We start from the raw sequence: 3,294 nt of genomic DNA on the forward strand, positions 1-3,294 counted from the left end.
TACATTAAAAAGACTACGTACTAAGGAAGGAGGAATAAGTAAAACACTAAAACTAACAAATTTTGATATTCCCGTTTTACAAAAAATTCAATATTCTTTTAGGAAATACGGAAAAGTTCAAGCCAGAGTTCACATGAGCCATAGCCAAGAATACTATTACAAGGATGCACAAAATGATTATTAAAGAAGCTGTTCAGTTTATCAATCTTTCTGCTGATCAACCAATCACACCTAAACAACTAATAAACCAATTACAAGGTAAATACCCGGCACTAAATTTTAATGAAAGCTCTGAAGTGCCAGAAGAATTTCTAGAGGCACTAGAGAAGCGTATCGAAACCAAAAAGCAACAAGATCAAACAGTTGGGAACATTTCAAAAGCAGATCCAAAAAATAGTCTTGAAGCAATCCAAGACTCTAAAAATAGTGATGGTTTCATTACAGAATGTATTGATGAAATTCTATCCCAACCTGAAACCATTCTTATGTTCCAGAAAGGTATTAAAGAAGGGTTAAATTTAATCCATACTTATGAGAATGCGAAAAATCAAGTAATTGGTAAGTATGCTGAAAGCCAAGCTGATCGTATTGAAAATGAAGCTGATAAACTCCAATCTGATATTGATAAGCTGTTAATGGAAAGAGCTACAGAGAGGCAAGAAACCTTGGGAAAGTATACACGCCTCAGACAGAATATAAGAGAGAAGAAACAAGCTACAGACAGCTATCTAGACGCAATTCTAAGCGCTCTATGAATCTAGAAAAGTTCCTCAGACGAAACCAAGTAAAAATCTTAGGTAGTGCTGCTTTATCTGTTCTTCTTTATTTCTCTCAAGATTCAATCAAAGGGAACATTCAAGCAACAAATATTGTAAGGGAACAGGTACAATTTAACGCTACCCAAGAAATGAAATTAAGGGCCAGCCAGCAACACTCTGAAGTAGAAGCTGAGATCGCAGAAGAAAGATATAGCAAAGGTTGTTATTTAGTTGATGGTGACCTAGTTCAGGGTGAACCCGTTTTCAATACCAAAACTAAAAAACCTTTAGTAAGAGGGACTATTGTATGCGATCGCAAAGGCAACACAGGTAAATTAGTTCCCCGTGATTTTGATCAAGATGGTAGAAAAAATGCAGTTGTGGGTGAGCCAGCATTTACAGGAAATGTACCACTAGATGAAGAAAAGCCCCAACCTACTCAAATAGTACGTTATATCAGATAAAAAAATCACCTCTTAATGAGTTTAAGAGGTGACTTACCCAAGAATAACCATAATGACAACTCAAACTAAAAAAAATAATTCTTTATCGGCTTCTACTTTAGTGAACGCCCTTTACTGGATTGTTATATGTCTTGTGCTTTTTTTCATGTATTTAAACATCCAGCCCTATGCTATAGGAGTGAAGCTGATCACATCAAATGGTGTTAGCTTATCTCCTATTATAAACCTATTTTTAGACATTCCGATCATTGGTGCAATATTAGGTTTATTTATTTATGGGTTTAATTGGATTGTAGGGTTTTTATTGTGGGCAGCAATTCAAACTATTCAATTATTCCCTATTGTTATGCGTAGAGATCCGCGCTTTATGCAAAGCATCATAAAAGCTAATGAATCACATGGTAAATACCAGGTAAAAGAATCAGATGATCCAGCATTAGCAGGGTTAAAGCGTTGGTATAATGCCTTTCCATCGCTAACTATATCCAGGGCCAGAAATGCTGCTTTATTTGCTTACGTTGTAGATTTTTCGATCTGCTTACTTGTTTATCCTCCAGTTAAGGGCGGATTTAGTAATCTTATGTTTGTGTTAATGACTGGGCAAATAAGCAGGATTGATTGGGGTAATGTTGTATTGCTTTTGCTAACTATTTTTATAGTTGAAATGTGTGTAAAGTTTTTATTCTGGCTTGCACAAATAAAATACTATTTCAAAGTTGCACACGGTTAATTAAAACTCAACCTCTAAATTTAAGTTAGAGGTTGAGTTTAACTTTCCAAAATAAACACAACTTAAATTTAAAAAGAAAATGACTAATTTTGATAAATTATCTATTGAAGAATGGCAAGCGATCGCATCTGAGCATATAGAAAAGAAAGATGGATCACAATATACGGTAATTGGCGGGATTGTTGCAGGATTAGCTGTAACGGCTGCTACTGCATCCCCTTTGGCTGGATTAGTATTAGCTGGTATGATCTGGCATCATGCCTGGGAAAAAACCCAAACAACTAATAGAAATGAACAGGCTATTAATGAAGGATTAGTGGCCCATGTATTAGAAGGTGATCGCTTGAATCAATATAAAAAGCAGTTTGGGGAAGTAGAAACAGCTTTACAAATAGATACAGCATTAGAAAGAGGTTTTACTGCAACATACGAAGCTGAGGACTTTGCCGATGATATTTTAGCCTCTGATGAGGCTTTACCTATTGCACCACATCAAGAGATAAGCGATCGCCCAAAGCATGATAAATACAAAGCTTTCCGTGATGTTGGGGCAGCTATCATCCAACAGGCAGGCAAACCAGGAAAAAGTAAGGTAGTTGTTGCACCAAGCAGAACAGGTAAAACCACAGTTTTATACTTCCTGCTTGATGAACTATTTAAAAATCAACCACAATCAGAATGTTATGTTTGGCAGGGTAAAGGAGTAGAACCAGTTCACCCTAATATTAAACGTGATCATCACTTTGGTTTTAACCTAAAAGATATTGATTTAGGTGCTGTAGATGCTATTTGGGATATTTACGAAGAGAGGCAACAGCTTTTAGAACAGGGTCAACGTGAGTTTAACCCGGCCTGCTTAGTTATAACTGACTGGCAAAGTATCCATGATTTACTAAAATCTCAAGCTAAGGATGTATTTAAAGATGTGATCAGCCGATTACTTACCATTGTTAATAATGGTGCTGGGCTGGGTGTGACTCTACTTTTAGATACTCAATCAGCAAATATTAACGAATGGGGTTTAGGTTCAGGATCTATCCGTGATAATTTTGATATTTTTGCTATTGCCAGAATAGGTTTTGATGAGAATGATATTCCTATAGGTGATTGCAACTGTGTTACCAAGATCGCTCAAAACCAAAATATAGTAGCTAAAGAGAGCGATCGCACTAGAGTAATGCAGCAGTTTACAGACCTACAAGCAGGGATGAGAAATGGTGATATAGTTTCATCTGTTATTTTATCCACAGCAGGGATTGTACGGATTGGCATTACACCACAGTTTGAAAGAAAAGCTTTACAGTTTGATGTAAAAAAAAAGTAACTAGTCAAACGATCAGTA

Annotated in this window: 5 protein-coding genes; all 5 read left to right on the top strand. The window is 36.1% G+C overall.

What is annotated here, in order from left to right; genetic code table 11:
* The coding region (locus tag ACWATR_RS39035) for a hypothetical protein (RefSeq protein ID WP_460345473.1) at window positions 1-184 on the top strand (184 nt) is incomplete at its 5' end.
* Window positions 174-755 carry a hypothetical protein gene (locus tag ACWATR_RS39040; RefSeq protein ID WP_460345476.1) on the top strand — a complete coding sequence of 194 codons (582 nt, stop codon included), beginning with the start codon at window positions 174-176 and terminating at the stop codon, window positions 753-755. The genes ACWATR_RS39035 and ACWATR_RS39040, both read left to right, overlap by 11 nt.
* Entirely contained in the window at window positions 752-1,222 is a 471-nt protein-coding gene (locus ACWATR_RS39045; RefSeq protein WP_460345479.1) for a hypothetical protein, read from the top strand. The genes ACWATR_RS39040 and ACWATR_RS39045 overlap by 4 nt, the downstream gene beginning before the upstream one ends.
* Window positions 1,223-1,274: 52 nt before the next feature.
* Window positions 1,275-1,952, top strand: coding sequence for a hypothetical protein (locus ACWATR_RS39050; protein WP_460345482.1), 678 nt, complete (start codon window positions 1,275-1,277; stop codon window positions 1,950-1,952).
* A gap of 79 nt (window positions 1,953-2,031) precedes the next feature.
* Window positions 2,032-3,276, top strand: a complete 1,245-nt coding sequence (locus tag ACWATR_RS39055) for a hypothetical protein (RefSeq protein WP_460345485.1) — start codon at window positions 2,032-2,034, stop codon at window positions 3,274-3,276.
* Window positions 3,277-3,294: the final 18 nt, after the last annotated feature.

It is taken from the genome of Nostoc sp. UIC 10890 (genome assembly GCF_054786515.1).

Bases quoted from the DNA above. Each gene is read 5' to 3' on its own strand.
- ACWATR_RS39040 (WP_460345476.1), top strand. From the start codon at position 174: ATGATTATTAAAGAAGCTGTTCAGTTTATCAATCTTTCTGCTGATCAA.
- ACWATR_RS39045 (WP_460345479.1), top strand. From the start codon at position 752: ATGAATCTAGAAAAGTTCCTCAGACGAAACCAAGTAAAAATCTTAGGT.
- ACWATR_RS39050 (WP_460345482.1), top strand. From the start codon at position 1,275: ATGACAACTCAAACTAAAAAAAATAATTCTTTATCGGCTTCTACTTTA.
- ACWATR_RS39055 (WP_460345485.1), top strand. From the start codon at position 2,032: ATGACTAATTTTGATAAATTATCTATTGAAGAATGGCAAGCGATCGCA.